Below are 24866 nucleotides of genomic sequence, written 5' to 3'. Positions count from 1 at the left end.
CCGTGCACACCGCCCTTGTAGCAGCGGTGCAAGCCGCGTCCGGGCTCACCGCGTTTCTACAGACAACCGCGCGTGCCGCCGACGCGGCTTGCGCCGCTGCTACAGGGGTCGTTTCAGGCTCGCTGGATCAGGTCGATGTATTCCTGGGCGTTGCGCTGGTTGCGAATCAAGGTGATGAAATCGTTGCCGTGCTCGTCCTTGCCGTCGAGCTCGTAACCGGCTTCCTTGAAGAACACCAGAAAGCGTGCGAAATCATCGACGCGCAGGCCACGGTACGCCTTGATCAGCTTGTGCAGCGACGGCGAGGTGGCATCGACCGGCTCGAAATTCAGGAACAGCTTGATCTGCTCATCGCCGATCTCGTCGCCAATCAATTGCTTCTTGTCTTTACGCATTACCGACTCCAACTCGCTATCACGGTCATTCACGGGGCAGGCAGTTTACCCTCGGCTTGGCGATGGGCTCAACGCGCGCGTAGGCTGCCGGTGTGCAGATCGGCCCAGACATGCCCATTGGGGTAGCTGAGGAACTGCACGTAGACGGTGTCGTTTCGCAGCAGGTCGAGCAGGATCCGGTACTGGCTCAGCGGATAGGTCAGGGCCAAGGTGCCAGTGGCCGCATCGAAGGCTGGCCGCTTCAGGCTTTTGCTCTCGCCATCGAAGGTGATCAGCACTTCGGCCAGTTTCGCGTCCTTGCTCAATGCCTTGCCCTTCAAGCGCAACAGCATGGGCGCGGTCACCGGTATGGGCTGCTGGTTGGAAAGGCGCTGATTGCCCATGACCACCGAGTAGCTGGTCACCTGCACCAGTTGCTGCTGCGGATCGCCTTCGCGCAGGGACTGCTCATCGGGCGGCAGGAACTGTTCATGTACGAGTCCATGCACAGGCGCTGCGGCCAGCGGCAGACAGGTCAGCAAAGCAATGGCGGCAACGGTCAGGCGCATGGGCGGCTCCTTGTGGAAGAGCCGCGGACTTTAGCATGTTGTAAGGAGGGCGGGTCTGCAGCGAGGCCGGACGCGGCTCGCGCCGCTGCTACAAGAACGACGCAATCCCTGTAGCAGCGGCGCAAGCCGCGTCCGACAGCGCCCGCAATCCCTGTAGCAGCGGCGCAAGCCGCGTCCGGCAGCGCCCGCAACCCCTGTAGCAGCGGCGCAAGCCGCGTCCGACAGCGCCCGCAATCCCTGTAGCAGCGGCGCAAGCCGCGTCCGACAGCGCCCGCGACCCCTGTAGCAGCGGCGCAAGCCACGTCCGACAGCGCCCGCAATCCCTGTAGCAGCGGCGCGAGCCGCGTCGGCGGTGCGTGCCATGGGTCTGGAGGAATGCAATAAACCCGGGGTCGGTCTCGGGAGGGAGGCCTTACATCCCCTTGACGGCGAAGATACCCGCAGCGTTGCGCCAGTAGCCCTTGTAGTCCATGCCGTAACCGAAGATATAACGGTCGATGCACGGCAGACCCACGAAGTCGGCCTTGAGGTCGGGACTGGCCTTGCGGTCGTGGTCCTTGTCGATCAGCACGGCGGTGTGCACGGCGCGGGCGCCGGCGTGCTTGCAGAAATCGATGATGGCGCTGAGCGTGTGGCCCTCGTCCAGGATGTCATCGATGATCAGCACGTCGCGGTCGATGAAAGAGATTTCCGGCTTGGCCTTCCAGAACAGATCGCCGCCGCGGGTTTCGTTGCGATAGCGGGTGGCGTGCAGGTACGACGCCTCCAGTGGGAAATCCAGATGGGTCAGCAGCTTGCCGGAGAAGATCAGCCCGCCGTTCATCACGCAGAACACCACGGGGTTGCGGTCAGCCAGTTCAGCGTTGATCTGCGCGCCGACCTTGGCGATGGCAGCCTCGACCTGGGCTTCTGTGTACAGGCAGTCGGCCTCTCGCATGACTTGACGGATGTGCTCGAGATCAGCGGACATGACGCTCTCCAAGGGGGGCGGTGGAAGAAAAGCGGGCAAAGGTACGCACACACCTGGCATGAATCAAGCACAATCCAGGCTTTCATGCACTAACGTGCAGTATGTCTATAGGACAGCCCGATACAATAGATTAATCTACCGCCGTTTTTTTGCCCGTTCGGAGCCTTTCCCCATGCCTATCCGTGAGATCCGCCACCCGCTGATCCGCCACAAGCTCGGCCTCATGCGCCGTGCCGACATCAGCACCAAGAACTTCCGCGAGCTCGCCCAGGAAGTGGGAGCCCTGCTCACCTACGAGGCCACCAAGGATCTGCCCCTGGAAAACTACGAAATTGCAGGCTGGGCCGGCCCGGTGGTGGTCGAAAAGATCGCGGGCAAGAAAATCACCGTGGTGCCCATCCTGCGCGCCGGCATCGGCATGCTCGACGGCGTGCTCAGCCTGATCCCGGGTGCCAAGGTCAGCGCCGTCGGCGTTGCGCGCAACGAAGATACGTTGCAGGCGCACACCTACCTGGAAAAGCTGGTCGATGAAATCGACGAGCGCCTGGCGATGATCATCGACCCGATGCTGGCCACCGGCAGTTCCATGGTTGCCACCATCGACCTGTTGAAGAAGGCCGGCTGCAAGGAAATCCGCGCCATGGTGCTGGTGGCTGCCCCCGAGGGCATTGCCGCCGTGGAAAAGGCACATCCCGACGTGCAGATCTACACCGCCTCGATCGACGAGCGCCTGAACGAGCATGGCTACATCATCCCCGGGCTGGGCGATGCCGGTGACAAGATCTTCGGCACCAAGCAGAAGGACGCCTGACCCATGCAGGACGAGTTCAACGATCCGCTCTGGCGGCAGGTGCTGTCAGGCGCGCAAATGCTCTTCGTGGCGTTCGGCGCGCTGGTACTGATGCCGCTGATCACTGGCCTGGACCCGAACGTGGCGCTGTTCACTGCGGGCCTGGGCACGTTGCTGTTCCAACTGGTGACGGGTCGTCAGGTGCCGGTATTCCTGGCATCGAGCTTTGCTTTCATCACACCGATCATTCTCGCCAAGGGCCAGTTCGGCCTGGCCGAGACGATGGGCGGGATCATGGCGGCCGGATTCGTCTACACCTTCCTTGGGCTTGCAGTGAAGATCAAGGGCACCGGCTTCATCGATCGCCTGCTGCCGCCCGTGGTAATCGGCCCGGTCGTGATCTCCATCGGCCTGGCGATGGCGCCGATCGCCGCCAACATGGCGATGGGCAAGGCCGGCGATGGCACCGAACTGATCCCCTACGCCACAGCCATGTGGATCTCCATGCCGGCGCTGCTCACCACCATCGTCGTCGCCGTGTTCGGCAAGGGCATCTTTCGCCTGGTGCCGATCATCGCCGGGGTACTGGTGGGCTTCGCCATGGCATTCGTCTTCGGTGTGGTGGACACGGCCAAGATCGCCGCAGCTTCCTGGCTGGCCCTGCCACACTTCACGGCGCCGGCGTTCAACTGGCAGGCCATCCTGTTCATTGTGCCCGTGGCGCTGGCACCGGCCATCGAGCACATTGGTGGCGTGATCGCCGTGGGCAGCGTGACCGGTCGTGACTACCTGAAGAAACCCGGCCTGCACCGCACCCTGCTGGGCGATGGCATTGCCACCACTGCCGCCGGCCTGTTCGGCGGACCGCCCAATACCACTTATGCGGAAGTGACCGGCGCGGTCATGCTGACCAAGAACTACAACCCCAAGATCATGACCTGGGCGTCGATCTTCGCGATCAGCCTGGCGTTCGTCGGCAAGTTCGGCGCGCTGCTGCAGAGCATTCCGGTACCGGTGATGGGCGGCATCCTGTGCCTGCTGTTCGGTTCCATCGCAGCGGTGGGCCTGAACACGATGATTCGTCACAAGGTCGACATGGCCGAGGCGCGCAACCTGGTGATCGTCTCGGTAACCCTGGTGTTCGGTATCGGCGGGGTGCTGGTCGGCACCGGAACCGGGCCCGATGACTTCGGCCTCAAGGGCATTGCCCTGTGCGCCGTGGTGGCGATTGCCCTGAACCTGTTGCTGCCGGGGCATGGTGACTGGAAAAAGGACTCGCAGGCCTGAAGCCGTCAGGGAGCGCCATGGCGGCGCTCCCTGCTGGCAGATTCAGCGTCAAAGCATCAAGGGTGCCCGCTCGCACAGGGTATTCAACGCTTCACCCCATTGCGGGTGATCATTCAGGCACGGCACCAGCACCAACTCCTCGCCCCCCGCCTCGCAGAACTGCTCGCGCCCACGGTCGCCGATCTCCTCCAGGGTCTCGATGCAATCGGCGACGAACGCCGGGCACATCACCAGCAACTTCTTCACCCCTTGTTTGGCCAGTTCATCCAGACGCGCCTCGGTGTAGGGCTCGATCCACTTGGCCCGGCCCAGTCGCGACTGGAAGGACACCGACCAGCTACCGTCGGCAAGGCCCATGCGCTCGGCGAAGGCACTGGCCGTACGCAGGCACTGCGCGCGATAGCAGACGGCAAGCACTTCAGGCGGGGCATTCTGGCAGCAGTCGGCGGAACGCAGACAGTGGCCGCCGGTAGGGTCGATCTTGGTCAGGTGCCGTTCGGGCAGTCCGTGGAAGCTCATCAACAGGTGGTCATGGGGTTGCGCCAGGTAGGGCTTGGCACTGGCCACCAAGGCATCCACGTATTCCGGCTGGTCATAGAAGGGCTGCAGCACGCTGAATTGCATGGCCAGCTTGCGCTCGCGCACCACTTTGCGTGCCTGCTCGATCACCGTGGTCACGGTGCTCTGGGCGAACTGAGGATAAAGCGGAGCCAGGGTGACTTTCTGCACCCCCTGCTCGGCCAGGCGCGCGAGCGCCGTATCCAGCGAAGGCTCGCCATAACGCATGGCGACTTCCACCGGACCATGGCGCCACTGCTCGGCCATGACCGCCTGCAGGCGCCGGGTCAGGACCACCAGCGGCGAGCCGTCCTCCCACCAGATCGAGGCATAGGCGTGTGCCGATTGCACGGGGCGCTTGACCAGAATCAGCGACACGATCAGACGCCGCAGCGGCCACGGCACGTCGATGACATAAGGGTCCATCAGGAACTGGTTGAGATAGCTACGTACATCGGCCACCTGGGTCGATGCGGGCGACCCCAGGTTGACCAGCAGCAGGGCGTGATCGGTCATGCAGCGTCCTATTTCAGGTTCGTCGTTTAGAGCTCAGAGGCGCCGCGACAGTTCGGTCAGGGCGGCGGATAGTTCGCTGTAGCGGAAATTGAAACCTGCGGCCTGCAGCGCCACCGGGCGTGCGCGCTGGCCACCGAGCAACAGCCCTGACAGCTCGCCGAGCCCCGCCTTGAGCAACAGCGACGGCAGCGGCAGGAAAGCCGGGCGATGCAGGGCACGTCCCAGTTGTCGTGCGAATTCACGGTTGCGCACCGGCTCCGGCGCGCAGGCATTATAGGGACCGCGGCACTGGGTCTGGTGCAAGAGAAAATCAATCAAGGCGATTTGATCGTCGATATGAACCCACGGCATCCATTGCCGGCCACTGCCGATCGGGCCTCCCAGCCCCAGCTTGAACGGCAGCACAAGGCGCTTGAGAAAGCCGCCCTGACTTGCCAGCACCAGCCCGGTGCGTACCAGCACCACCCGCACGCCCAACGCTTCGGCGCGCAGGGCCGTCTCTTCCCAGGCAATGCACAAGTGACTGGCGAAGTCCTCCTTGACCGGCTGCGAAGTCTCGTTCAATTCACGTTCGCCACCATCGCCATACCAGCCTACCGCCGAGCCGGAAATCAACACTTCGGGCCGCTGCGCACGGCTTTCCAGCCATGCCAGAAGGCGCTCGGTGAGGGTGATCCGACTGCTCCACAGCAACGCCCGGCGCCGCGCCGTCCACGGACGGTCGGCAATCGGCGCGCCGGCCAGATTGACCACTGCATCCACGGTTTCGTCGCCGATTTCCTCGAGCTGCGCCACGCCACGCACGCTGGCTCCGCACAGCTGCTTGACCTGTCCCGGCTGGCGACTGAGCACCGTCAGCCGATGCCCCTGCCCTACCCAGTGCTGGCAAAGCTTGCGGCCGATGAGCCCGGTGCCGCCGGTCAGCAATATGTGCATAAGGTTTCTCCAATGTGGCGTTGCGTCTGCAGCGCTAGTCTATTTTCATGAGACAGGCACTTTCCATCCGCGTGCCTCTCTCATGAACCATAGGACACCTGAGCAAAAAGGATCCCGTTAACTTATACTTATTAAGTCTTTTGTACAGGTTTGTTTTTCCGAACACACGTGCGCATAGCGCTTACGAAGCTGTTACGAGGGCACTATGAGTTTACCTACGCCGAGTTTACCTACGCCGACTTCATCTACGACGACTGGACCTGCAGCGACCGTATCCATTGCAATCATCGGTACCGGCATGGCCGGCCTCTCCGCTGCCCAGGCGTTGCACAAGGCTGGCCATGCCGTGCAGTTGTTCGACAAGGCGCGCGGTGTGGGCGGCCGCATGTCCAGCAAACGCAGCGAGGTCGGTTCCATCGATCTGGGCGCGCAGTATTTCACGGCCCGCGACCGGCGCTTCGTGGCGCAGGTCCAGCAATGGCAGGCCGAAGGTTGCGTGCAGCCGTGGTCGCCATCGCTGTACAACGCCAAGCAGGGTCGCCTCAGCCCGTCGCCGGACGAGCAGGTACGCTGGGTCGGCGCACCACGCATGAGCGCCATTGCCAAGACCATGGCCGTCGACCTGCCTGCCGCTTTTTCCTGCCGCATCGCCGAGGTGTTCAAGGGCGAGGAATTCTGGGAGCTGCTGGATGCAGAGGGCACCAGCCATGGACCCTTCAGCCACGTCGTGCTCGCTGTGCCGGCGCCCCAGGCCACGGCGCTGCTGGCCAGTGCGCCCAAGCTCGCCACGCAGGTGGCCGGGGTCAAGATGGACCCTACCTGGTCGGTGGCGCTGAGTTTCGCTACGCCGCTGGACACGCCGATGCAGGGCTGCTTCGTGCAGGACAGTGCGTTGGACTGGCTGGCGCGAAGCGGCAGCAAGCCCGGCCGTGACGACAGCAGCGACACCTGGGTACTGCACGCCACCAGCGCGTGGAGCAAGCAGCACATCGACCTGTCCCGCGAGGCGGTGATCGAACAGCTGCATGGCGCCTTCGCCGAGCTGGTGAACTGCCCGATGCCTGCGCCAAGCTTCAGCATCGCCCATCGCTGGCTCTACGCGCGCCCGGCTCAGCCCCATGAATGGGGTGCGCTGGCCGACCCCGACCTGGGCCTGTACGTGTGCGGCGACTGGTGCCTGTCAGGCCGCGTCGAAGGCGCCTGGCTCAGTGGCCAGGAAGCCGCGCGGCGCCTGCTCGAGCACCTGCAATGAATGCCCGGCATCGGCTCAATCCGCGCAAGTTGTTGCTGTCGAAGTGGACCGCCGTGCGTCCGCTGAACCGGGAAAAGCATTTCCTGGTCAGCGAAGTGTTCTGCGATGACGAAGGCGTCGTGCTGGAGGTCGAGTTGCAGGCGGTTCTCACACACCGTGCCGAGCGCATGCCCTGGCAGGCTTTGCAGGATATGCAGAACTGGAAAATGGGCTGGCAGTGACACCCTGCCAAGAGCTGTATTTCTGTACAAAGCATTTGACCTGTACAAATACGGACCTAAGATGAAACTATGCTGTACAGCGTTGTCAGTATGTACAGGTTTCAGAAGAGGTCCGTCATGCAAGAGCCCAGCGTCAGCAAACCCAAGATCGGAATCAGCGCCTGCCTGCTCGGCGCACCCGTGCGCTACAACGCCGGGCACAAGGAATCGCGCTGGTGCAGTCGGATCCTGGTCGAGCATTTCGAGTTCGTCCCGGTCTGCCCCGAGGTCGCCATCGGCCTGGGTACGCCACGCGAGCCGATTCGCCTGGTCGGCGACAAGGATCACACCCAGGCCGTGGGTACCGTACACCCCGACATCAACGTCACCGCGCCTCTGGCCGCCTACGGCGAACGGATGGCCGGCGAGCTGACCGATCTCTGTGGCTACATCTTCATGCAGAAGTCGCCGTCCTGTGGCCTGGAGCGGGTGAAGATCTATCGAGACAACGGCGCTCCCCAGCGCGAAGGTGGCCGAGGCATCTATGCCCAGGCGTTCTGTGCGCGCCACCCCGATCTGCCAGTGGAAGAGGAAGGTCGCCTGTGCGATCCGGTGCTGCGGGAAAACTTCCTCGTGCGCGTCGGCGCCTATGCCCAGTGGCAAGCGCTGCTGGCGGACGGCTTGACGCGCCGCGCCCTGACCGAATTCCACTCGCGCTTCAAATACCAGCTGATGGCCAACAACCCGCTGCAGTACAAGGTTCTGGGCAAGCTGCTGGGCAGCATGGGCCGCGGCGATGCCGCGCAGATCGGCCCGCAGTATTTCAGTGAGCTGATGCAGGCGCTCAAGCGCTGCGCCACTCGCGGCACCCACAGCAATGTGCTGCAGCACATCAGCGGCTACCTCAAGCGCGACATCGATGCGCAGGACAAGCAAGAACTGCAACAACTGATCAATCAGTACCGCGAGGGCATTGTTCCGCTGGTGGTGCCGATGACGCTGCTCAAGCACCTGTTCCGCATCCATCCGGACCCGTACATCGCCCAGCAGACCTACCTTCAGCCGCACCCGGAAAACCTGAGCTTGCGCAATGCCATCTGACGCCAATGGCACCGACTGGCTGCCGATCCGCGAAGTCACCCGGCAAACCGGCGTGCACCCGGTCACCCTGCGGGCCTGGGAGCGGCGCTACGGCCTGATCGTGCCTCATCGCACCGCCAAGGGCCATCGCCTGTACGACGCCGCGCAGATCGCACGGATCCAGCACGTGCTGACCTGGCTCAACCGGGGCGTGGCCGTCAGCCAGGTGAAGCAACTGCTCGACGCTCCTCGCGATGCCCGGCCGCAAGTCCAGAGCGATTGGCAGCAGCTGCGCCAGACATTGATCCAGGCCATCGCCGACACGGCCGAGCGTCAACTGGATGATCTGTTCAATCAAGCGATGGCCCTGTATCCACCCGCCACCCTGTGCGAGCACTTGCTGCTGCCGCTGCTGACCGATCTGGAGCAGCGCTGGGCCGGCCAGTTCGGGGCGCAGATGCAACGTGTGTTCTTCCATGGCTGGCTGCGCAGCAAACTGGGTGCGCGCCTCTATCACAACAATCGCCAGCTGAACGGCGCGCCCGTGGTGTTGGTCAATCAGGCCGACGTCACTCCGGACCCTTATCTGTGGCTCGGCGCCTGGCTAATCAGCAGCAGCGATTGCCCGGTGCAGGTGTTCGACGCGCCGCTGCCGGCGGGTGAGCTAGCCCTGGCCTGCGACAAGCTTGAGGCACGCGCTCTGGTGCTGTACGCCGACAAGGCCCTCAACCTCGCGACGCTGAGGCGGCTGCTGGTCGGTTGCACGTGCCCCAAATGGCTGGTGGGCTCGGCCGTGCTCATTCACCGCGCCGCCGCAGGCGACGGCCCTTCCCCCATTGCCGATCTGCACCTGGCGACCGATCCGTTGCACGCCCAGCAGTTGCTGCAGGCGTCTGGCGTGTTGGCCGACCGGCAACCCTGAATTCGAATGACGAGGCTTTCATGCAATTGATCTGGCTGCGCAGCGACCTGCGAGTGCACGACAACCCCGCCCTGGCGGCCGCCTGCGAGCAGGGCCCGACCCTGGCCGTGTTCCTGCTGAGCCCCAAGCAATGGCTGGAGCACGACGACTCACCGAACAAGGTCGACTTCTGGCTGCGCAATCTCAAGGAACTGAGCGCCAGCCTCAAGTCCCTGCACATCCCCCTGTTGCTGCGTGAAGCCGATACCTGGGACAAGGCACCGAAGGTCATCAGCGCGCTCTGCGCCGAGCACAAGATCGAGGCCGTGCATTGCAACGACGAGTTCGGTGTCAACGAGAACCGCCGCGACGAGGCAGTAGGAGCGGCCCTGGCCAAGGTGGACATTCCCCTGCATCGTTATCTGGATCAGGCGCTGTTCAAGCCCGGCAGCGTACTGACCAAAGGCGGCACTTATTTCCAGGTCTTCAGCCAGTTCCGCAAGGTCTGTTACGAACGCCTGCACCAGTCCGTCCCGGCGCTGGTGAAAAAGCCCCACGCGCAGAAACCGGTGCACATTGCCGCCGACACAGTGCCCGATCAGGTGAAGGGCTTCGCCGTCCCCGACAAGGCGCTCATCAAGCTCTGGCCGGCCGGTGAGGAAGAGGCGCACAAGCGCCTGGACACCTTCACCGACCAACCGATCGAAGACTACAAGGTCGAGCGCGATCTACCCGCCCACCCTGGGACCAGCCAGATCTCCGCCTACCTGACTTCCGGCGTGGTTTCTCCACGCCAGTGCCTGCATGCGGCGCTCAACAGCAATCGCGGTGAGTTCGAGAGCGGCAACGTCGGCGCCGTGACCTGGATCGGCGAGTTGATCTGGCGCGAGTTCTACCGGCATATCATGGTGGGCTATCCGCGCGTCTCGATGCACCGGCCGTTTCGCGAGGAATACGCCGCCCTGCCCTGGCGCAAGGCGCCCAGCGAGTTGCAGGCGTGGAAAGAAGGACGCACCGGCATCCCCATCGTCGATGCAGCCATGCGTCAACTGGTGTCCACCGGTTGGATGCATAACCGCCTGCGCATGGTTACCGCCATGTTCCTGAGCAAGAACCTGCTGATCGACTGGCGCGAGGGCGAGCGTTTCTTCATGCAGCATCTGATCGACGGCGACCTGTGTTCCAACAACGGCGGCTGGCAGTGGAGTGCATCCACGGGTACCGATTCGGTGCCCTATTTCCGGATCTTCAACCCGGTAAGCCAGTCGCAGCGTTTCGACGAGCAAGGCGTGTTTCTCAAGCAATGGTTGCCCGAACTGGAAGGGTTGGATCGCAAGCAGGTCCATGCGCCGTCAGGTGACGCACTCAAGCAGAGCGACTATCCCCGGCCGATCGTGGATCTGAAGGAAGGACGCGCACGCGCCTTGGCGGCATTCAAGAACCTGCCACGCAAAGCCAAATAGGAAAGAAGGATTGAAGCAATCGCGGGCAGGGAAACCTGCCCGCGCGACGGCCAATGCTGGCCGAGGGACAGCTTACAGCGGCATGCGGTAGTTCAGGGTGTAGGCTTCGATACCATCGTTTGGCTCTTTGATGCCGGCGTTGGAGTAGTGGATCGCTCTCACACCCAGCTCATGACCGCCACCGAAGCGCAGACCGAAGCCGATACGGTCTTCGAAGTTGAACGAGGAACCCAGCTTGTTGCCTTCGATCTGCGTGTGCGCGAAGGCGGCGACACCGATGCCGGCCTCGATGTAGGGCTTGATCGAACCGCCGCCGAATTCGTAGACGAATACTGGCGCGAACGACAGGCTGTGGTTGTCCTTGAAGTCCTTGCCATCCCAGTAGGTATAGCCGGCATCCCAGTAGCCGGTCAGGCGACCGATGTCGGTCTGGAACCAGCTCTTGTCCCAGTTGGATTGCAAGCCAATGCGATAGACCTGGGACGATTCGCCCGTTTCGCCCGCGGAAAACGATAGGTCGGCCGCGTTCGCGGTCACCGATTGCCCCAACATCAAAGCCGCAAGCGCAGCCAAACTGAACAGTCTCTTCATGAGAAACATCCTACCGAATGCAGTTGTAAGAATTTTTGTCGAAAAAATGGACATGCTATGGAATCGGAGTTGGAACGTAAGTTCAGTGTTACACCCCGTTTTTTTCACATTTTTTTTACAACGTGAATACTTGCACATTGTCAGAAAAATTCCACAGCTTCGGTAGGACATTTCGAAAAATATCTACCGATCCGCTGGTCCAGAACTGCGCGGGCCGCGCCGGCCCATCAGCCAGCTGGTTTCCGGCACTCAGCAATCGCTGTAGCTGACGCGCTACTGCGGCGCCGGTATCGACCAGCGCCACGTTGGCCGGGACCATGGTGGCCAACAGGGGCTTGAGGAACGGATAGTGCGTGCAGCCCAGAATCAGGGTATCGCAGCCAGCGTCCAGTAACGGTTGCACGTACCCCTGCAGCAACAGACGCAGCGCCGGACTGTCCAGATCGCCGGTTTCGATCAGTTCGACCAGTCCGGGACACGGCTGGGTGATGACCTGCACTTCGTTGGCAAAACGATCGAGCAGTGCCACGAATTTGGCGCTGCGCAGGGTGCCGGTGGTGGCCAGCACACCGACGACACCACTGCGGGTCGCTGCCGCGGCAGGTTTGACCGCTGGCTCCATGCCAACGATGGGCCAGTCGGGATAGCCTCGACGCAGATCCGCCACTGCAGCGACCGTGGCCGTGTTGCAGGCCAGCACCAATGCCTTGGCGCCCTGGCCGTGAAAAAAATGCGCAACCGTGGCACAACGCTCACGGATGAATTCGCTGGATTTTTCGCCATAGGGAATGTGGCCGGTGTCGGCCACGTACAGCAGGGACTCGCGAGGCAGCAGCCGTTCGATTTCGCCAAGCACCGACAAGCCGCCGACGCCGGAATCGAACACGCCGACAGGCGCTTCAGACATGCCGCATGCTACAGACCGGGCACTTGGGATCGCGCTTGACCCGCATTTCGCGGAAATGGGTGCCCAGTGCGTCGATCAACAGCAGCCGACCGACCAGCACATCGCCGAACTGCGCCAGCAGCTTCAACGCCTCCAGCGCCTGCAGGCTGCCTACCAGCCCCACCAGCGGACCCACCACGCCGGCTTCGCTGCAAGTCAGCTCGGCATCACTGCCCTCGCCGTACAGGCAGTGATAGCAGGGGCTTTCCGGACGCCGTGGGTCGAACACCGACAACTGCCCTTCCAGGCGGATCGCGGCACCACTGACCAGCGGTTTGCCGGCGGCAAAGCAGGCGGCATTCACCGCATGGCGCGTGGCGAAGTTGTCGGAACAGTCGAGCACCAGGTCGACGGCAGCAACCGCTGCACTGAGCGAGTCTTCATCCAGCGCGGCGCGGTGCGCCACCAGGGCGATTTCGGGGTTGATCGCACCCAGCCGGGCAATGGCCGAATCGACCTTGCTGATACCCACCGAGGTGCTGTCGTGCAGCACCTGGCGCTGCAGGTTGGTCACATCGACCGTATCGAAGTCTGCCAGATGCAGCTCGCCGACGCCCGCAGCAGCCAGGTACAGCGCCACCGGCGAGCCCAACCCACCCAAGCCGACGATCAGTGCCCGGCTGCCCTTGAGCCTCAGCTGGCCCTGGATGTCGACCTGCGACAGCAGCACCTGCCGGCTGTAGCGCAGCAGCTCCTGATCGGTCAGCACAGCAACCGCCCCAGCGTGATGCGCTCGTGACCGCCGAGATCGATGCGGCTTTCGATCTGCTCGAAATCATGCTGAGCCAGCAGCTCACGCACCACTGGCGCCTGGTCGTAGCCGTGTTCGAGCAGCAGCCAGCCGCCCGGATGCAGGTGTGCAGGTGCCTGGCCGATGATCAGGCGCAGGTCGTCTAGGCCGTCTTCGCCGGCCACCAATGCACTGGCGGGCTCGAAGCGCACGTCGCCGGCACGCAGATGAGGGTCGGCACTGGCGATGTACGGCGGGTTGCTGACGATCAGGTCGAAACGCTCGCCCTGCAGGGCGCTGAACCAGTGGCTCTCGAGCACCCGGGCATTGCCCAGGTTCAGGCGCACCCGGTTGCGCTCGGCCAGGGCCACCGCTTCGGCGACGCGGTCGACTGCGGTGACTTGCCAGGCACTGCATTCGCCGGCCAGGGCCAAGGCAATCGCTCCCGTACCCGTGCCCAGATCCAGTACTCGCGCCGAGCTGGTCGGCAGCAATTGCAGCGCAGCCTCTACCAGCAGCTCGGTTTCGGGACGCGGAATCAATGTGTGCGAGGCCACTTCCAGGTCGAGCTTCCAGAACCCTTGCTGGCCCAGGATATAGGCAACCGGCTCGCCCGCCTGGCGACGCTTTATGAAGGCGGCGAAGGCGTTGGCAGCTTCGCTGGGCACGATGCGCTCGGGCCAGGTGTGCAGGTAGCTGCGCGACTTGCCCAGTGCCGCGGCCAGCAACAGCTCGATATCCAGGCGTGCGGTCGGGGAATCGGGCAGTTCGACAGCGCGCAACAGACTGGCAATGATGGTCATGTTCTATTCACCCAACGCGGCCAACTGATCGGCCTGATATTCAGCCAGAAGCGGCTCTATCACTGCATCGACGCCGCCGGCCAGCACTTCATCCAGACAGTACAAGGTCAGGTTGACACGATGGTCGGTTACCCGGCCCTGCGGAAAATTGTAGGTGCGGATGCGCTCGGAACGGTCGCCCGACCCCACCAGCAGCTTGCGCTCGCTGGCGATGGCATTGGCCGCCGCGCTGCTCTGCATGTCGTTGAGCTTGGCCGACAGCCAGCTCATGGCACGGGCGCGGTTCTTGTGCTGCGAGCGTTCTTCCTGGCATTCCACCACGATGCCGGTCGGCAGGTGAGTGATGCGGATCGCCGAGTCGGTCTTGTTGACGTGCTGGCCACCGGCACCGGAGGACCGGTAGGTGTCCACGCGCAGATCGGCCGGGTTGATCTCGATGGCCACCTGCTCGTCCGGTTCAGGCAATACGGCCACCGTGCAGGCCGAGGTGTGGATGCGGCCCTGGGATTCGGTTTCCGGCACGCGCTGGACACGGTGCGCGCCGGACTCGAACTTGAGCTTGCCGTAGACGCTGTCGCCTTCGACGCGGGCGATGACTTCCTTGTAGCCGCCATGCTCGCCTTCGTTTTCGGAAAGAATTTCCAGGCGCCAGCCACGGCGTTCCGCATAGCGCGAATACATGCGGAACAGATCGCCGGAAAAGATCGCCGCTTCATCGCCGCCGGTACCGGCGCGGATCTCGAGGAAAACGTTGCGACCGTCGTTGGGGTCCTTGGGCAGCAGCATGCGCTGCAGCGCGCCCTCCAGTTGCACCAACTGCTCGCGGGCTTCGCGCACTTCCTCGGCAGCCATCTCGCGCATGTCCGGGTCGTTGTCCTTGAGCAACGCCTGCGCGCCCTCCAGGTCAGCCTGCACCTTGGCCCATTGCTGGTAACCCAGCACCACGGGCTCGACTTCGGCGTATTCCCTGGAATAGGCGCGGAAGCGGGTTTGCTCGGAAATGACTTCAGCGTCGCCCAGCAAGGCGGTCAGTTCCTCGAATCGGTCCTGGAGCGTGTCCAGCTTGTTGAGCAGTGACGCTTTCATTGCGGCGGTTTATCCGTTGAGCCCTCATCGAGGGCAAAGAGTTCCTGGGCCATGGCCAGCGCATCGACGCGGCCTTCGGCGGAGAGCTTTTTCATGTGCACGCTGGGTGCGTGCAGCAACTTGTTGGTCAGGCCCCGGGCCAGTTGCGCAAGCACCTCTTCGGCGTTGCCGCCGTTGGCCAGCAGGCGCATGGCCTTCTGCAGCTCCTCGTCGCGCAGGCGCTCGCCCTGCTGGCGGTAGGCCTTAAGCACGTCCACCGCCGCAAGCTCGCGCAGGCGCAGCATGAAATCGTCGGCACCCACGCTTACCAGTTCTTCGGCGGCCTGGGCGGCACCCTGGCGGGTTTTCAGGTTCTCGGCAACCACTTCGTGCAGATCGTCGACGGTATACAGGTAGACGTCGTCCAGCTCGCCGACCTCGGGTTCGATGTCGCGCGGCACGGCAATATCGACCATGAAGATGGGCTTGTGCTTGCGCAGTTTCAGCGCGCTCTCGACCGCGCCCTTGCCCAGGATCGGCAACTGGCTGGCGGTGGAGCTGATGACGATGTCGCTGTTGACCAGCTCCTGGGGAATATCGGAAAGCAGCACGGCATGGGCGCCGAACTGCGCAGCCAGGGTGCTGGCGCGCTCCAGGGTGCGGTTGGCCACCACGATGCGCTTGACCCCCTGCTCGTGCAGGTGACGTGCGACCAGGGTGATGGTTTCGCCGGCGCCGATCAGCAAGGCCTGGCTGCGCGCCAGGTCGCTGAAGATCTGCTTGGCCAGGCTGACGGCGGCAAACGCCACCGAAACCGGGTTCTCGCCGATTGCGGTGTCGGTGCGCACCTGCTTGGCAGCGCTGAAGGTCGCCTGGAACAGACGCCCCAGCAGCGGCCCGATGGTGCCGGCCTCGCGGGCCACGGCGTAGGCGGATTTCATCTGCCCGAGAATCTGCGGCTCGCCCAGCACCAGCGAATCGAGCCCGGACGCCACGCGCATCATGTGACGAACAGCCGCATCTTCTTCGTGCACATAAGCGCTCGCGCGCAGCTCTTCCACACTCAAACGGTGGTAATCGGCCAGCCAGCGCAGCACGGCATCGGCAGCCAGGTGATCCTGTTCGATGTACAGCTCGCTGCGGTTGCAGGTCGAGAGGATCGCGGCCTCACGGCTGTCGGTCAGCCGGCAAAGCTGCTGCAGGGCCTCTACCAGCTGCTCCGGGGTAAACGCCACGCGCTCGCGCACGTCTACCGAAGCAGTCTTATGGTTGATACCGAGGGCGAGAAAGGCCATTCAAGGTCGCTGATGATGTCGAGAAGCCGGTAATTGTCCTACTTCGTCCGGCCCAGAACAACCACCGCTATCTATTGTCCTAATAGGCAACCTCGAGTTATGGGTTTGACCTGTGGCTTGTGTCATGATGATCCGACCGCAGGTAAGCCGCCAAAATCCCCTCTATGAATAGAACCTCCACGTTGCTCCTCGCCTTCGCCTTGCTGCAGGGCTGCCAGTCATGGCCACCCAAAGAGCAGGCGACTCCGGTTCCCGTGGCGCAGCCGGCGCCTGCGCCGGACGAGACGCCCAAGGTCTACGGCTCGTTCAGCGAGGAAACCGTGTTCAGCCTGCTCAGTGCAGAGTTGGCCGGGCAGCGTGATCGCTTCGATCTTGCCTTGGGCAACTACGTGACCCAGGCCCGCAAGACGCAGGATCCGGGCATTTCCGAACGCGCTTTCCGCATCGCCGAATACCTGGGCGCCGATCAGCCAGCGCTGGAGACCGCGCAGTTGTGGGCGAAAAACGCCCCCACCGACCTCGACGCGCAGCGTGCTGCTGCCATTCAGTTGGCGCGCAATGGCAAGTACGACGAGTCGCTGGTGTACATGGAGAAGGTCCTGCAGGGCCAGGGTGACACCCATTTCGACTTTCTTGCGCTGTCGGCGGCCGACACCGACGAAAGTACCCGGCGCGGCTTGCTGCAAAGTTTCGATCGCCTGCTGGGCAAGTACCCCGGCAACGGCCAGCTGATCTTCGGCAAGGCCTTGCTGATGCAACAGGATGGCAATACCGAAGGCGCCCTGGCGTTGCTGGAAGGCAATCCACCCCAGGAAGGTGAAATCGCCCCCATCCTGCTGCGCGCCCGTCTGCTCGCCGCGCTGGATCGCGGCAGCGAAGCCATGCCACTGCTGGAAAAAAACCTCAAGAAAATCCCCGACGACAAGCGTCTGCGCCTGACCTACGCGCGCATGCTGGTCGAACAGAACCGCATGGACGACGCCAAGCTGCAGTTCGCGATTCTCGTTCAGCAATACCCGGACGACGACGAACTGCGCTATTCGCTGGCCCTGGTGTGCCTCGAAGGCAAGGCCTGGGACGAAGCCTACAATTACCTCCAGCAACTGGTGGAGCGCGGCAGTCACGTCGACTCCGCACACCTGAACCTGGGCCGCATCGCCGAAGAACGCGGCGATCCACAGACAGCGCTCGATGAGTACGCCCAGGTGGATGTCGGTACCGACTACCTGCCCGCCCAGCTGCGTCAAGCCGATATCCTGATCGCCAACGGCCGCGCCGACGAGGCTTCACGGCGCCTGGCCGAGGCACGCGATGCCCAGCCCGACTACGCAATCCAGCTGTACCTGATCGAAGCCGAAACCCTGGCCAACAACGACAAGACCCAAGCCGCCTGGCTGGTGCTGCAGAACGCCATCAAACAGAATCCGGACGACCTGAACCTGCTGTACACACGGTCGATGCTGGCTGAAAAGCGTAACGACCTGGTACAGATGGAAAAGGACCTGCGGGCCATTCTGGCGCGCGAGCCGGACAATGCCATGGCGCTCAATGCCCTGGGCTACACGCTGTCCGACCGCACCACTCGCTTCGAGGAGGCCCGCACCCTGATCGAGCGGGCCCACCAGATCAACCCCGAAGATCCAGCCGTGCTGGACAGCCTGGGGTGGGTCAATTACCGACTGGGCAACCTCGACGCCGCCGAGCGCTATCTGCGCGACGCGCTGGAACGCTTTCCCGACCACGAAGTGGCCGCCCACCTGGGCGAAGTGCTGTGGGCCAGCGGCAAGCAGCGCGAGGCGCGCAAAATCTGGGGCAAGGCCCTGCAAGAACAACCCGACAGCCCTGTCCTGCGCAGCACCATCCTGCGCCTGACCGGTTCAGAGAATCTTTAATCCATGTCTTTGCGTCCTACCTCCTACATGATGCGTCACCTGCTGGTTGCCACTTTCATCGCCGTGCTCACCGGCTGCGCCGGCATGGGCTCCCACGAAGCCCTGCAGGGTCAGGGCAACCCGCAACAGTGGCAAGTGCACAAACAGCAACTCACCCAGCTCGACGGTTGGGAGATCAACGGCAAGATCGGCATCCGTGCGCCCAAGGACTCCGGTTCCGGCACCCTGTACTGGCTGCAGCGTCAGGATTACTACGACATCCGCCTGTCCGGCCCTCTGGGGCGCGGTGCGGCGCGCCTGACCGGACGCCCGGGCGATGTCAGCCTGGAGGTGGCCAATCAGGGCCGCTATCAGGCCACGACCCCCGAAGAACTGCTGGAACAGCAACTGGGCTGGAAACTGCCGGTTTCGCATCTGTCCTGGTGGGTCCGCGGCCTGCCGGCCCCCGACAGCAAGAGCCAACTGACCCTGGATGGCGACAGCCGCCTCGCGGGACTTTCCCAGGACGGCTGGAAAGTCGAATACCTGAGCTACACCGAACAGAATGGCTACTGGCTGCCCGAGCGGATCAAGCTGCATGGCCAGGACCTGGACGTGACCCTGGTGGTCAAGGATTGGCAGCCGCGCCGGCTGGGGCAGTGACATGAGCGCAGGCACTTCCATGAACCCCGTACTGACCCTGCCCGCGCCGGCCAAGCTCAACCTGATGCTGCACATCCTCGGCCGGCGCGCGGATGGCTATCACGAGCTGCAGACGCTGTTCCAGTTTCTCGACCACGGTGATGAGCTGGATTTCGCCCTGCGCGACGACGGCGTGGTGTGCCTGCACACCCAGATAGCCGACGTGCCCCACGACAGCAACCTTATCGTCAAGGCCGCGCGGCAGCTGCAGGCACTGACCGGTACGGCGCTGGGCGCCGATATCTGGTTGCGCAAGGTACTGCCCATGGGCGGTGGTATCGGCGGTGGCAGCTCCGATGCCGCCACCACCCTGCTCGCCCTGAACCACCTCTGGCAGACCGGCTGCAGTGAAGATCAGCTCGCGCAGCTGGGGCTTTCCCTGGGCGCCGATGTGCCGGTGTTCGTGCGCGGCCATGCGGCGTTCGCCGAAGGCGTGGGCGAGAAACTGACCCCGGTCGAACTGCCACAGCCCTGGTATCTCGTGCTTGTACCGCAAGTCTCTGTAAGTACAGCGGAAATTTTTTCGGATCCGTTGTTGACACGTGACTCGGCGCCCATTAAAGTGCGCCCCGTTCTTGAGGGAAACAGTCGTAATGACTGCCAGCCAGTAGTAGAGCGTCGTTACCCTGATGTACGTAACGCACTGAATTTGCTTGGCAAATTCACTGAAGCTCGGCTAACAGGCACTGGAAGTTGTGTGTTTGGGGCCTTCCCAAGCAAAGCGGAAGCTGATAGAGTTTCGCACCTTCTTGCAGACACCCTTACAGGGTTCGTGGCCAAGGGAAGCAACGTTTCGATGTTGCATCGCAAGCTGCAGAGTCTGTAACAGAGAGTCTGTAACAGGAAACGAGTGCTGGGCACTCGGAAGTTTCAAGCTACAGGGGCGTCGCCAAGCGGTAAGGCAGCAGGTTTTGATCCTGCCATGCGTTGGTTCGAATCCAGCCGCCCCTGCCATTTTCCTATACTCATCCAGGTATACCCTCAGCCGGCAGGTACTGCGCGTGTCCAAGATGATGGTCTTTGCGGGGAACTCAAACCCCGATCTGGCTCGACGCGTTGTGCGTCAGCTGCATATCCCTCTCGGTGATGTCTCCGTCAGCAAGTTTTCCGATGGTGAAATCAGCACCGAGATCAATGAAAACGTTCGCGGTAAAGACGTCTTCATTATCCAGCCTACATGTGCGCCTACCAACGACAACCTGATGGAACTGGTGCTGATGGCCGATGCCTTCCGCCGCTCCTCGGCTTCGCGAATCACCGCCGTGATCCCCTACTTCGGTTACGCTCGTCAAGACCGCCGTCCGCGCTCTGCCCGTGTGGCAATCAGCGCCAAGGTCGTCGCCGACATGCTGACCGTCGTGGGCATCGACCGTGTCCTCACCGTCGACCTTCACGCCGACCAGATTCAAGGCTTCTTCGATATCCCGGTCGATAACATCTACGGTTCTCCGGTTCTGGTGGACGATATCGAAGACCAGCGCTTCGAGAACCTCATGATCGTTTCCCCCGACATTGGCGGCGTGGTGCGTGCACGCGCCGTGGCCAAGTCGCTGGGCGTCGACCTGGGCATCATCGACAAGCGTCGCGAGAAGGCCAACCACTCCGAAGTGATGCACATCATCGGTGATGTCGAAGGCCGTACCTGCATCCTGGTCGACGACATGGTCGATACCGCCGGCACTCTGTGCCACGCGGCCAAGGCCTTGAAAGAACATGGCGCGGCCAAGGTGTTCGCCTATTGCACCCACCCGGTCCTGTCGGGGCGTGCGATCGAGAACATCGAGAAATCCGTGCTGGACGAGCTGGTGGTGACCAACACCATCCCGCTCTCCGCAGCCGCACAAGCCTGCGGGCGTATCCGTCAACTGGATATCGCCCCGGTTGTTGCCGAAGCGATGCGTCGCATCAGCAACGAAGAATCGATCAGCGCGATGTTCCGCTGAGGGCTCTGCCCTTCGCGAGCACCGTTCTGACGAAAAGCGCCCCGGCCCGACACTCTGTCGGGCCGGGGCTTTTTTGCCCGTATCGCCTTGGCGCTGGTCGCAAACGCTGGGCGAACGTGGTTATTTTGGAGAAACACATGAACGATTTCACTTTGAATGCCGAAGCGCGTTCCGACCTGGGGAAAGGTGCGAGCCGCCGCCTGCGTCGTCTCGCCAGCCTGGTACCAGCTGTTGTCTACGGTGGCGAAAAAGCCCCTGAGTCGATCAGCATGCTGGCCAAGGAAGTTGCCAAGCTGCTCGAAAACGAGGCTGCCTTCAGCCACGTGATCGAACTGAACGTTGGTGGCACCAAGCAGAACGTCCTGATCAAGGCACTGCAGCGTCACCCAGCCAAGGGTCACGTCCTGCACGCTGACTTCGTACGCGTGATCGCCGGCCAGAAACTGACCGCCATCGTGCCTCTGCACTTCATGAACCAGGAACCGGCTGTCAAGAAAGGCGGCGAGATCTCGCACACCGAGACCGAGCTGGAAGTCACCTGCCTGCCGAAAGACCTGCCCGAGTTCATCGAAGTCGACATGGCTGACGCTGAAATCGGCACCATCATCCACCTGTCCGACCTCAAGGCTCCGCAAGGCGTCGAGTTCGTCGCACTGGCTCATGGTACCGACCTGGCAGTTGCCAACGTCCACGCTCCGCGTATCGTTGCCGACGAAGAAACCGAAGAAGGCGCTGCCGAGTAATCTTACTCGCACGCCGAGCTGTGGATGACACCCTCGGGTGGCGTCCACGACTCGACAAGGAAGAGCCCCTGCCGTGACCGCCATACAACTGATCGTTGGCCTGGGTAACCCCGGCCCCGAATACGAACAGACCCGGCATAACGCAGGGGCTCTTTTCGTTGAGCGCATCGCCCAGGCACACCGTGTGAACCTGGTAGCCGATCGCAAGTATTTCGGCCTGACGGCGCGTTTCAGCCATCAGGGCCATGACGTTCGTCTGTTGATCCCCACCACCTACATGAACCGCAGCGGTCAATCCGTCGCAGCGATGGCGAATTTCTTTCGCATACCGCCGCAAGCGATCCTGGTGGCCCACGACGAACTCGACCTGCCCCCCGGCGTCGCCAAGCTCAAACTGGGCGGCGGGCACGGCGGGCACAACGGCCTGCGCGACATCATCGCGCAGCTCGGCAATGACAATGGCTTTCACCGTCTGCGGCTTGGCATCGGCCACCCGGGTGACAGCAAGTTGGTGTCCAATTTCGTTCTTGGCCGCGCCCCGCGCGCCGAACAGGAAAAGCTGGATGCCAGTATCGATTTTGCCCTCGGTGTGCTGCCGGATATCTTCGCCGGCGAGTGGAATCGCGCGATGAAAAACCTGCACAGCCAAAAGGCCTGACTCTTCGAAGAGGGATTCACCATGGGATTCAACTGCGGCATCGTCGGCCTGCCCAACGTCGGCAAGTCCACCCTGTTCAACGCCTTGACCAAATCCGGGATCGCGGCCGAGAACTTTCCGTTCTGCACCATCGAGCCCAACAGCGGCATCGTGCCGATGCCCGATGCGCGCCTGGAAGCACTGGCTGCCATCGTCAATCCCAAGCGCGTGCTGCCCACCACCATGGAGTTCGTCGACATCGCGGGCCTGGTGGCCGGCGCTTCGAAAGGTGAAGGGCTGGGCAACAAGTTCCTCGCCAACATCCGCGAAACCGACGCCATCGCCCACGTGGTGCGCTGCTTCGAAGACGAGAACGTGATCCACGTTTCCAACAGCGTCGACCCCAAGCGCGACATCGAGATCATCGATCTTGAGCTGATTTTCGCCGACCTCGACAGCTGCGAGAAGCAACTGCAGAAGGTTGCGCGCAACGCCAAGGGCGGCGACAAGGACGCGGTGGTGCAAAAGGGCCTGCTGGAGCAGTTGATTGCCCACTTCACCCTGGGCAAACCGGCCCGCAGCCTGATGCGCACCATGGGCAACGACGAGAAGGCGGTCGTGCGCGGCTTCCATCTGTTGACCACCAAGCCGGTCATGTACATCGCCAACGTTGCGGAAGACGGCTTCGAGAACAACCCGCTGCTGGACGTGGTACGGGTGATTGCCGAAGAAGAAGGCGCGATCGTGGTGCCGGTGTGCAACAAGATCGAAGCCGAGATCGCCGAGCTCGACGACGGCGAAGAGAAGGACATGTTCCTCGAGGCCCTGGGCCTGGAAGAGCCCGGCCTGAACCGCGTGATCCGCGCCGGCTACGAACTGCTCAACCTGCAGACCTACTTCACCGCCGGCGTCGAGGAAGTCCGCGCCTGGACCGTGAAGATCGGCGCCACCGCGCCACAGGCCGCCGGTGTGATCCACACCGACTTCGAAAAAGGCTTCATTCGCGCCGAAGTCATCGCCTACAACGACTTCATCCAGTACAACGGCGAAGCCGGTACCAAGGAAGCGGGCAAATGGCGCCTGGAAGGCAAAGAATACATCGTCAAGGACGGTGATGTGATGCACTTCCGCTTCAACGTCTGATCGGAATATTAAGTTTCACGGTGTTTTTTGAAACACTGTGAAACTGACCAAAACCCATTAAAACCGCGCCTTTGCGCGGTTTTTCTGTTTCAGAAAGTCGCATCTTGTTTCTGCCGCTTTCATCCAAGAGGTGAGTAGGTTTTTGAGTACGTGAATTTGCTAAGCGCTAGAGTGGTGAGTACAGTGGGTTTACAGCACACGGAGACTTGAGATTGCTAACCGATGCCCACTGCCGCAGCGCCAAGCCGAAGGAAAAGCTATATCGGCTCAATGACCAACGTGGTCTGTACTTGGAGGTCAAACCTACAGGCGTGAAAGCATGGCGGTATCGCTTCGCGCTGAATGGCAAGTCCAGCATGATCGGACTCGGCGAATACCCGGCCGTGAAACTGTCAGAAGCACGAGAACGAAGCGAAGCGGCACGTAAGCTGGTCAAGGAGGGCGTGAATCCAGCCCAGCAAAGGCAGCTAGACCGGGTTAGGCAAGCAAACGAGGCGACCAATACATTTGATGTCATAGCCAAAGAGTGGTTACAGACCAAAGACTGGGAAGACATCACCAAAAATCGACGCCTCGATATGTTGGAGCGAGTGGTGTTTCCCAACATAGGAAAACTTCCTGTTCGCGAGGTTACCTCAGCTCAGATACTCAGCATCCTCCAGTCCACATTCAAGCGCGGCGCTCCGAGCGTAGCAGCAGAGGCTCGTCGCACCATGTCTGCGGTGTTTGAGTATGCCGTCGCCACGCTCCGAGCCGATAGCGATCCAGTCTGGCCAGTTCGTAAAGCACTGCCCACCAACAAAACGCAGCATAAGACTGCCCTAACCACGGATCAGATCGGCAAGCTATTACGTGATTTCGACAACCACCGTTGCAGCTTCCAGCTCAATTATTGCATCCAGCTGATGTGGTGGACGCTAGGCCGACCGAGCGAGGTAGCCGAAGCCGAATGGGAGGAATTTGATCTTGAAGCAGCGATTTGGCGAATACCTTCGCGAAGAATGAAGGCGCGCAAGGAGCACGTAGTTCCCCTCCCCCGCCAGGCAATCCAGATGCTCAAGGGGCTCCACACCATCACTGGCACCCGGCACCATCTATTCCCTGGCCGAGACAACAGACAGATGCCGATGGCAGTTGCATCGATGCGCCAAGCTTTGAAAGTTATAGGGTGGAGCGGTAAATACAGCCCCCACGGCACACGAACTACTGGTAGCACTCGATTGAACGAGCTCGGATACCGCCCAGACGCCATCGAAGCTCAGCTTGCTCACGCGGATCAGAATAACGTCCGTCGAGCCTATAATCATGCGACGTACTTCGACGAGCGCCGCCTGATGATGCAGGATTGGGCAGATCATTTGGATGTCTGGAGGAAGGGATGAACCAATCACGGTACCTACCCAGCGGCTTTGTCAGCAGCCTGAGCGAGCAGGAGACGAAGATGGTTAATACGGCCGCAGATATCGCTTACAAACGTCGCTCAGCGGGCCTGCCGTCTATT

Annotated in this window: 26 protein-coding genes and 1 tRNA gene; 16 read left to right on the top strand and 11 right to left on the bottom strand. The window is 62.2% G+C overall.

Annotated features, from left to right (window positions below; all coding sequences use genetic code 11):
- Window positions 1–113: 113 nt before the first annotated feature.
- The 3 genes from H7993_RS16365 to H7993_RS16355 all read right to left on the bottom strand — a co-directional run bounded on the left by H7993_RS16365 (window position 114) and on the right by H7993_RS16355 (window position 1913).
- Complete coding sequence (locus H7993_RS16365; RefSeq protein WP_185795016.1) at window positions 114–395, bottom strand: PA4642 family protein; 282 nt, start codon at window positions 393–395, stop codon at window positions 114–116.
- Window positions 396–463: 68 nt separating this feature from the next.
- Entirely contained in the window at window positions 464–943 is a 480-nt protein-coding gene (locus H7993_RS16360; RefSeq protein WP_122475206.1) for a hypothetical protein, read from the bottom strand.
- Window positions 944–1355: 412 nt separating this feature from the next.
- On the bottom strand, window positions 1356–1913 hold the full coding sequence (locus H7993_RS16355) for a hypoxanthine-guanine phosphoribosyltransferase (protein ID WP_122475207.1): 558 nt from the start codon (window positions 1911–1913) through the stop codon (window positions 1356–1358).
- A gap of 172 nt (window positions 1914–2085) precedes the next feature.
- Here H7993_RS16355 and upp point away from each other — a divergent pair, with 172 nt between their 5' ends.
- Both upp and H7993_RS16345 read left to right on the top strand, forming a co-directional pair.
- Complete coding sequence (gene upp / locus H7993_RS16350) at window positions 2086–2724, top strand: uracil phosphoribosyltransferase (protein WP_122475209.1); 639 nt, start codon at window positions 2086–2088, stop codon at window positions 2722–2724.
- 3 nt (window positions 2725–2727) lie between these two features.
- Complete coding sequence (locus H7993_RS16345; protein WP_122475210.1) at window positions 2728–3990, top strand: uracil-xanthine permease family protein; 1263 nt, start codon at window positions 2728–2730, stop codon at window positions 3988–3990.
- Window positions 3991–4038: 48 nt separating this feature from the next.
- Here the strand turns inward: H7993_RS16345 and hemH are convergent, their stop codons facing one another.
- Window positions 4039–5064 carry a ferrochelatase gene (gene hemH, locus H7993_RS16340; protein WP_122475212.1) on the bottom strand — a complete coding sequence of 342 codons (1026 nt, stop codon included), beginning with the start codon at window positions 5062–5064 and terminating at the stop codon, window positions 4039–4041.
- A 33-nt stretch (window positions 5065–5097) separates the two neighbouring features.
- On the bottom strand, window positions 5098–6000 hold the full coding sequence (locus H7993_RS16335; protein WP_185795015.1) for a TIGR01777 family oxidoreductase: 903 nt from the start codon (window positions 5998–6000) through the stop codon (window positions 5098–5100).
- A 277-nt stretch (window positions 6001–6277) separates the two neighbouring features.
- On the opposite strand from H7993_RS16335, the gene H7993_RS16330 reads away from it, so the two are divergent.
- The 5 genes from H7993_RS16330 (at window position 6278) to phrB (ending at window position 10896) form a co-directional block, all read left to right on the top strand.
- Window positions 6278–7252 carry an NAD(P)/FAD-dependent oxidoreductase gene (locus H7993_RS16330; RefSeq protein WP_342345057.1) on the top strand — a complete coding sequence of 325 codons (975 nt, stop codon included), beginning with the start codon at window positions 6278–6280 and terminating at the stop codon, window positions 7250–7252.
- Window positions 7249–7473, top strand: a complete 225-nt coding sequence (locus tag H7993_RS16325) for a TIGR02450 family Trp-rich protein (RefSeq protein WP_122475217.1) — start codon at window positions 7249–7251, stop codon at window positions 7471–7473. Before H7993_RS16330 ends, H7993_RS16325 begins: the two co-directional genes overlap by 4 nt.
- Window positions 7474–7590: 117 nt before the next feature.
- Window positions 7591–8553 carry a YbgA family protein gene (locus tag H7993_RS16320; protein ID WP_122795335.1) on the top strand — a complete coding sequence of 321 codons (963 nt, stop codon included), beginning with the start codon at window positions 7591–7593 and terminating at the stop codon, window positions 8551–8553.
- The gene (locus tag H7993_RS16315) at window positions 8543–9454 is read left to right on the top strand and encodes a MerR family transcriptional regulator (protein WP_185795013.1); all 912 of its coding nucleotides are present in this window, start codon (window positions 8543–8545) and stop codon (window positions 9452–9454) included. Before H7993_RS16320 ends, H7993_RS16315 begins: the two co-directional genes overlap by 11 nt.
- A gap of 20 nt (window positions 9455–9474) precedes the next feature.
- On the top strand, window positions 9475–10896 hold the full coding sequence (gene phrB, locus H7993_RS16310) for a deoxyribodipyrimidine photo-lyase (protein ID WP_185795012.1): 1422 nt from the start codon (window positions 9475–9477) through the stop codon (window positions 10894–10896).
- Between the two features lie 72 nt (window positions 10897–10968).
- Here phrB and H7993_RS16305 read toward each other — a convergent pair whose 3' ends face one another.
- From H7993_RS16305 to hemA, 6 genes are all read right to left on the bottom strand, one after another.
- Window positions 10969–11487: an acyloxyacyl hydrolase gene (locus H7993_RS16305; protein WP_122475223.1), complete on the bottom strand. Its 519-nt coding sequence runs from the start codon at window positions 11485–11487 to the stop codon at window positions 10969–10971.
- A gap of 115 nt (window positions 11488–11602) precedes the next feature.
- Window positions 11603–12394 (bottom strand): glutamate racemase, encoded by a 792-nt coding sequence (gene murI, locus H7993_RS16300; RefSeq protein ID WP_185795011.1) that lies wholly within the window; start codon window positions 12392–12394, stop codon window positions 11603–11605.
- Window positions 12387–13142 carry a molybdopterin-synthase adenylyltransferase MoeB gene (locus H7993_RS16295; RefSeq protein ID WP_185795010.1) on the bottom strand — a complete coding sequence of 252 codons (756 nt, stop codon included), beginning with the start codon at window positions 13140–13142 and terminating at the stop codon, window positions 12387–12389. The genes murI and H7993_RS16295 overlap by 8 nt, the downstream gene beginning before the upstream one ends.
- Complete coding sequence (gene prmC / locus H7993_RS16290; protein ID WP_185795009.1) at window positions 13136–13966, bottom strand: peptide chain release factor N(5)-glutamine methyltransferase; 831 nt, start codon at window positions 13964–13966, stop codon at window positions 13136–13138. Before prmC ends, H7993_RS16295 begins: the two co-directional genes overlap by 7 nt.
- Before the next feature lie 3 nt (window positions 13967–13969).
- Window positions 13970–15052 (bottom strand): peptide chain release factor 1, encoded by a 1083-nt coding sequence (gene prfA / locus H7993_RS16285; protein WP_122475230.1) that lies wholly within the window; start codon window positions 15050–15052, stop codon window positions 13970–13972.
- Window positions 15049–16326, bottom strand: a complete 1278-nt coding sequence (gene hemA / locus H7993_RS16280) for a glutamyl-tRNA reductase (RefSeq protein WP_122475232.1) — start codon at window positions 16324–16326, stop codon at window positions 15049–15051. Before hemA ends, prfA begins: the two co-directional genes overlap by 4 nt.
- A gap of 164 nt (window positions 16327–16490) precedes the next feature.
- Here hemA and H7993_RS16275 point away from each other — a divergent pair, with 164 nt between their 5' ends.
- The 9 genes from H7993_RS16275 (at window position 16491) to H7993_RS16235 (ending at window position 24747) form a co-directional block, all read left to right on the top strand.
- Entirely contained in the window at window positions 16491–18218 is a 1728-nt protein-coding gene (locus tag H7993_RS16275) for a tetratricopeptide repeat protein (RefSeq protein WP_185795008.1), read from the top strand.
- A gap of 27 nt (window positions 18219–18245) precedes the next feature.
- A complete protein-coding gene (lolB, locus tag H7993_RS16270) occupies window positions 18246–18860 on the top strand; it encodes a lipoprotein insertase outer membrane protein LolB (RefSeq protein WP_185795117.1) in 615 nt (204 codons plus the stop codon).
- A gap of 19 nt (window positions 18861–18879) precedes the next feature.
- A complete protein-coding gene (gene ispE / locus H7993_RS16265) occupies window positions 18880–19725 on the top strand; it encodes a 4-(cytidine 5'-diphospho)-2-C-methyl-D-erythritol kinase (RefSeq protein WP_185795007.1) in 846 nt (281 codons plus the stop codon).
- Window positions 19726–19778: 53 nt separating this feature from the next.
- Window positions 19779–19853: transfer RNA gene (locus H7993_RS16260), tRNA-Gln, on the top strand.
- 47 nt (window positions 19854–19900) lie between these two features.
- A complete protein-coding gene (locus H7993_RS16255) occupies window positions 19901–20842 on the top strand; it encodes a ribose-phosphate pyrophosphokinase (protein ID WP_043192909.1) in 942 nt (313 codons plus the stop codon).
- A 137-nt stretch (window positions 20843–20979) separates the two neighbouring features.
- Window positions 20980–21585: a 50S ribosomal protein L25/general stress protein Ctc gene (locus tag H7993_RS16250; RefSeq protein ID WP_122475235.1), complete on the top strand. Its 606-nt coding sequence runs from the start codon at window positions 20980–20982 to the stop codon at window positions 21583–21585.
- 73 nt (window positions 21586–21658) lie between these two features.
- On the top strand, window positions 21659–22243 hold the full coding sequence (gene pth / locus H7993_RS16245) for an aminoacyl-tRNA hydrolase (protein ID WP_043192904.1): 585 nt from the start codon (window positions 21659–21661) through the stop codon (window positions 22241–22243).
- A gap of 21 nt (window positions 22244–22264) precedes the next feature.
- A complete protein-coding gene (ychF, locus tag H7993_RS16240) occupies window positions 22265–23365 on the top strand; it encodes a redox-regulated ATPase YchF (RefSeq protein WP_122475237.1) in 1101 nt (366 codons plus the stop codon).
- A gap of 212 nt (window positions 23366–23577) precedes the next feature.
- Window positions 23578–24747: a tyrosine-type recombinase/integrase gene (locus H7993_RS16235; protein WP_057409487.1), complete on the top strand. Its 1170-nt coding sequence runs from the start codon at window positions 23578–23580 to the stop codon at window positions 24745–24747.
- Window positions 24748–24866 lie beyond the last annotated feature (119 nt).

The organism is Pseudomonas baltica (genome assembly GCF_014235765.1).
In the GTDB taxonomy this organism is placed as follows: Bacteria; Pseudomonadota; Gammaproteobacteria; order Pseudomonadales; family Pseudomonadaceae; genus Aquipseudomonas; species Aquipseudomonas baltica.
Note: the sequence above shows the minus strand (reverse complement) of the source record. Positions and strands in the feature narration are given on the sequence as shown.

Bases quoted from the DNA above. Each gene is read 5' to 3' on its own strand.
- ispE (WP_185795007.1), top strand. From the start codon at position 18,880: ATGAACCCCGTACTGACCCTGCCCGCGCCGGCCAAGCTCAACCTGATG.
- murI (WP_185795011.1), bottom strand. From the start codon at position 12,394: ATGTCTGAAGCGCCTGTCGGCGTGTTCGATTCCGGCGTCGGCGGCTTG.
- prmC (WP_185795009.1), bottom strand. From the start codon at position 13,966: ATGACCATCATTGCCAGTCTGTTGCGCGCTGTCGAACTGCCCGATTCC.
- hemA (WP_122475232.1), bottom strand. From the start codon at position 16,326: ATGGCCTTTCTCGCCCTCGGTATCAACCATAAGACTGCTTCGGTAGAC.
- hemH (WP_122475212.1), bottom strand. From the start codon at position 5,064: ATGACCGATCACGCCCTGCTGCTGGTCAACCTGGGGTCGCCCGCATCG.
- H7993_RS16305 (WP_122475223.1), bottom strand. From the start codon at position 11,487: ATGAAGAGACTGTTCAGTTTGGCTGCGCTTGCGGCTTTGATGTTGGGG.
- H7993_RS16325 (WP_122475217.1), top strand. From the start codon at position 7,249: ATGAATGCCCGGCATCGGCTCAATCCGCGCAAGTTGTTGCTGTCGAAG.
- H7993_RS16360 (WP_122475206.1), bottom strand. From the start codon at position 943: ATGCGCCTGACCGTTGCCGCCATTGCTTTGCTGACCTGTCTGCCGCTG.
- H7993_RS16275 (WP_185795008.1), top strand. From the start codon at position 16,491: ATGAATAGAACCTCCACGTTGCTCCTCGCCTTCGCCTTGCTGCAGGGC.
- H7993_RS16345 (WP_122475210.1), top strand. From the start codon at position 2,728: ATGCAGGACGAGTTCAACGATCCGCTCTGGCGGCAGGTGCTGTCAGGC.
- H7993_RS16320 (WP_122795335.1), top strand. From the start codon at position 7,591: ATGCAAGAGCCCAGCGTCAGCAAACCCAAGATCGGAATCAGCGCCTGC.
- ychF (WP_122475237.1), top strand. From the start codon at position 22,265: ATGGGATTCAACTGCGGCATCGTCGGCCTGCCCAACGTCGGCAAGTCC.
- H7993_RS16250 (WP_122475235.1), top strand. From the start codon at position 20,980: ATGAACGATTTCACTTTGAATGCCGAAGCGCGTTCCGACCTGGGGAAA.
- prfA (WP_122475230.1), bottom strand. From the start codon at position 15,052: ATGAAAGCGTCACTGCTCAACAAGCTGGACACGCTCCAGGACCGATTC.
- H7993_RS16315 (WP_185795013.1), top strand. From the start codon at position 8,543: ATGCCATCTGACGCCAATGGCACCGACTGGCTGCCGATCCGCGAAGTC.
- lolB (WP_185795117.1), top strand. From the start codon at position 18,246: ATGATGCGTCACCTGCTGGTTGCCACTTTCATCGCCGTGCTCACCGGC.
- H7993_RS16355 (WP_122475207.1), bottom strand. From the start codon at position 1,913: ATGTCCGCTGATCTCGAGCACATCCGTCAAGTCATGCGAGAGGCCGAC.
- H7993_RS16335 (WP_185795015.1), bottom strand. From the start codon at position 6,000: ATGCACATATTGCTGACCGGCGGCACCGGGCTCATCGGCCGCAAGCTT.
- phrB (WP_185795012.1), top strand. From the start codon at position 9,475: ATGCAATTGATCTGGCTGCGCAGCGACCTGCGAGTGCACGACAACCCC.
- upp (WP_122475209.1), top strand. From the start codon at position 2,086: ATGCCTATCCGTGAGATCCGCCACCCGCTGATCCGCCACAAGCTCGGC.
- H7993_RS16365 (WP_185795016.1), bottom strand. From the start codon at position 395: ATGCGTAAAGACAAGAAGCAATTGATTGGCGACGAGATCGGCGATGAG.